Source organism: Streptomyces sp. NPDC019443, assembly GCF_044389785.1.
Classification (GTDB): Bacteria; Actinomycetota; Actinomycetes; order Streptomycetales; family Streptomycetaceae; genus Streptomyces.
In genome coordinates, this window is record NZ_JBIRYJ010000051.1 from 1 (window position 1) to 3,569 (window position 3,569).

The following is a 3,569-nucleotide window of genomic DNA, read 5'->3' on the forward strand; positions in this document are numbered from 1 at the left end:
CGAGCGGAGGGGTGGACTTCGACATGTGGATCTCCGTAGTGATCGGAGACCCAGGTGTCAACGATGATCGTCAGTTTTAGAGCCGCTGCGGAGGCTGTCGAGTCTCAGTTGATGGTTGACGGGTTGGCGTCGGGTGATGCTTGACGTCTGCCCTAGACGATCTTCCGGCGGTTGTGTTCGCCGGACTTGCGGACCACCACCTCCTTCCTGGTCACGCGGGGGACGGTGGTGATCAGCTCGGTGCCCTGGAAGATGCGGATGGTGTCCTCGGCCAGGTGGGCGGTGACGACCTGGTGGGCATGGCCGCGGCCAAGTTGGATGCGTTGTCCGGCGACCATGAAGCCGCCGGTGCTGCTGACGGTCCGCTCGGCGATCTGTTCGGCGGGCGGAGGCAGCTGCGGTGGCGGTCCGGCCGGACGGCCTCCTTGCAGACGACCGCAGGTCGACGGGGGCAGCGGGCTGGGCAGGGTGGCCTGCAGGACACGCTGTTCGTCGAGGACCTGCAGCACTCGGCCGTCCAGCCGCAGGGTGACCCGCTGTCCGGCGAACGGCCAGCCGATCAGGACCTTGTCGCCGCCCAGGCCGACGTAGCCGACCGCGTTGACGGTGCGATCCACCTCCACGACGCCGCCGGCGTAGTCGGCCGGACCGGGATCGTCCGGCCACGGCCCGGCAGGCCGCGCTTGTCCTCCCGCCAGCAGGGCTTTCAGATCCCGGCCGGACAGCTTCGAAGGCAGCGTCTTGTGGCGTGCGCCGCCGATGAGCACGTGCAGCCGGTTCACGTCGATGCGCAGGGTCACCGCGGTGCCGGCCAGGGCAGGGCCGAACCAGATCTGCTGCCCGCGCAGGCTCAGGTTGCCCGAGGCGGGGACCACTCGGTCCAACTCGATCGCACCAACCTCACCCTCGGCCAACGGCCAGGTCACGGCCACCGGTTCAGGCGGCGGGGGATCTGGCGGTGCCGCAGTCGCGACGGGGTCGAGGCGGGCGGGCAGGACCACTGGCAGTGCATCCTGCTCGGTTCGCGGCCTGGGGACGAATCTGCTCGCCGGGACGGCCATGTCCAGGGCCTGATGCGGCCGTATCCGGTTGTAGTCCTCCAGCCAGCTGTCCACCGCCGACTGCGCCGCCACCGCATCGGCGAACGGCGCGGACTCATCCAGGAGTTCACGCCGCAGCGTCTGATGGAACCGCTCGATCTTCCCGGTAGTCGTTGGGGACTGCGGGCGGGTGAGCCGGTGGGTGTGCAGCTGCTCCGCTGGGGGTGAGCAGAACTGCCGACTCCGTCAGTAGGCAACGTCAATCTCGGCAAGCGTGGGCCGTGACTTCCGCTCGCCTCAATGGCTAAGATCCCTGCGACCTGCGGAAAGTCCGCACAGGCGGGCCTCCCGGAGGTACGGAATGTGTGGAAATGCGGCGTCGCCAGCCGGGCTCACCCGGTGGACGTGCGGCATGCTCGCTTGCTTCGCGTTGGTGACGGTGGCGACCGAGGTAGCAGGCTGGCACCGGTACCAGGTGCTACTGGCACTACCGCTGAAGCCGTCGGATAACGGCGAGGCGTTGGTCAGGGCCGACATGTGGTTGGGGAACCTGACTGGGTGGTGGCAGGCGACGTTCCTCGCGACCATGCTGCTGTTCGTCCTCTGGCTCGACAGCATGCGCTCACTCGCAGACACGGTTTGGCCCCAAGGGCAGCGCCGCCACCGTGCTTGGGTGCTCTTCGGCTGGCTGGTTCCACTGGGACAGCTGTTCATACCGAAGATGTTCATCAACGACCTGTGGGCTGCCACCCAGCCAGCGATGCGACGCCGTCGCGGCAACCCTCTGCTCACCGCGTGGTGGCTCACCGTACTCGCCGCAGGCGCCTGGGCCACGGGCGGCTACTCGGCTCTGAAGCAGGCTGCAACAGCGGGCGAGGCCAGCCAGGCGCTGCGGCATGTGATGCTCAGCGACGGTCTGCGCATCGGAGCCGCCGCGCTAACCATCGCCGTCGTCTGGCGGCTGAGCGGCATGCTGCACCACGCGAGGGGCAGCGAGGCCTCGGCGGATACGAACAGTGGCTAGGCGCGTGCCCCTTGCGTGCCCGATCGAGTGGACGCAAGCGAGGAAGCCCGGCAAGCACGCCAGGAAGGCACGGGTCAGCGTCTTGCCAGCTCAAGCGTCAACCACGTACGCGATCTTCCGAACTGGGGCCGGTCATCCGCGCAACCGCCACCAGGGATAGCCTTCCCGTCCGTTCGAAGGCACCTGGAGGCTCCCTGTGCAGACCACCGTTTTCCTGCTGCGGGACGCGCTGGGTCTGGGTGGCGGTCTTGTGGGCGCCTGGGAGCTGACCCGCCAGGCTTCAGGACCGGGCTGGAGGAAGCCGCGGGTCTTCTCTGCGATAGCGGCTTTGATTCTTGCCGCGCTGCTCGCCGTCGGCTGACGGGGTCAAGCACAGCGGCTCTCGCTGACATCAGTGCCTGACACCAACAGCAGCGAACACCGGCGGTTATGGCCGATCATCCACGACCACCGAGGCCGGTGAACCGGCTGCATCCCTGGTCGCAACTGGGATCCCGGACCGACCTGATAAGGATGACGCCAGACCTCAAAGCCCGTGTCCAGCGCGAGCGTGAGCCGGAAACGCATAGGTCAGTGACTTGCCAGGTCAGACCGCATCCGGTTACGCGATCTTCCAAACTGGAGCCGGTTGGCTCTGTGCATGAGAAGGGGTTCTGGCTCAACTTCTGTGGACCCGTTGCAGAGCGTTACTGGTGACGCCCCTGGTGGTGTCCGCGTGTGGGTGATCGTGCAGGCTGGGCACATGGCCAGTCGCGTAGAGAACTACCTTGCCCACCTTGATCGGCTTTCCGGGGGAAGGGAGCCCCGGTTCTTCCCTGTTGAGTCGACCAAGCAGGGCTTGAGTCGCGTGACGGAGATCGTATACGACGACCTGCCGGATGGACTTCTCACGACGCTCACCTACGGCTTGTCGCTGGCGGAGCATCCGGATTGGCAGCACGGCTTGCCGGAGCTCTGCCTCAGCGTGAACTCGACCAACGTGATCTGGGCCCACGCGGTGGGCTTTCTCGCCGAGCACCTTCGCGGCACCTGTCCCTTCAGCTACGGCAGCACCATCAACTTTGGCGAGCGAATCGTGCCCGAGTCAGAGATGACAGCATTCTGTATTTTCGCGCCGATCGTGCTCGACAGTGACGACTACCTGGGCATCGATGTCGGTGTTCCGGGACACGAGGGTCACGACGTGATCAACATCCAGGGGATGTACCCCATCCACGAGGTGGAGCGGCAGTTCGTCAACGAGCACGGGCTTGAAGCCTTCTTCAAGCGCGACTGGGAGCCGACTGACGTGTTGCGCCGCCCCGCAGTCTGACCAAGGCAGGTGTCGGCGGCGCCGCGCGTGCCAGATCCGTGCTCAGCGCTGTTGTGTGCCTGTTGACCAGCCAAGAGCGGCTTATGATCGGCGCCAGGCTTACAAAGCAGATGTCGGCGGTTCGAAACCGTCCGCGCCCACCAGTGCAAAGGCCCCCAGCCGATCATGGCTGGGGGCCTTTGACATCCACTTT

General features: G+C 66.2%; 3 protein-coding genes and 1 pseudogene. 3 read left to right on the forward strand and 1 reads right to left on the reverse strand.

All coding sequences use genetic code 11. From position 1 onward, the window contains the following. Positions 1–152 precede the first annotated feature (152 nt). Positions 153–1,244, reverse strand: a pseudogene (locus ACH492_RS39990) (integrase core domain-containing protein); the annotation flags it as partial. A 208-nt stretch (positions 1,245–1,452) separates the two neighbouring features. Here ACH492_RS39990 and ACH492_RS39995 point away from each other — a divergent pair. The 3 genes from ACH492_RS39995 (at position 1,453) to ACH492_RS40005 (ending at position 3,376) form a co-directional block, all read left to right on the forward strand. Next, on the forward strand, positions 1,453–2,064 hold the full coding sequence (locus ACH492_RS39995) for a DUF4328 domain-containing protein (RefSeq protein WP_398994354.1): 612 nt from the start codon (positions 1,453–1,455) through the stop codon (positions 2,062–2,064). Positions 2,065–2,260: 196 nt separating this feature from the next. Beyond that, positions 2,261–2,425 carry a hypothetical protein gene (locus ACH492_RS40000; RefSeq protein WP_398994356.1) on the forward strand — a complete coding sequence of 55 codons (165 nt, stop codon included), beginning with the start codon at positions 2,261–2,263 and terminating at the stop codon, positions 2,423–2,425. Positions 2,426–2,806: 381 nt separating this feature from the next. Beyond that, entirely contained in the window at positions 2,807–3,376 is a 570-nt protein-coding gene (locus ACH492_RS40005; RefSeq protein ID WP_398994358.1) for a suppressor of fused domain protein, read from the forward strand. Positions 3,377–3,569: the final 193 nt, after the last annotated feature.

Bases quoted from the DNA above. Each gene is read 5' to 3' on its own strand.
- ACH492_RS39995 (WP_398994354.1), top strand. From the start codon at position 1,453: ATGCTCGCTTGCTTCGCGTTGGTGACGGTGGCGACCGAGGTAGCAGGC.
- ACH492_RS40005 (WP_398994358.1), top strand. From the start codon at position 2,807: ATGGCCAGTCGCGTAGAGAACTACCTTGCCCACCTTGATCGGCTTTCC.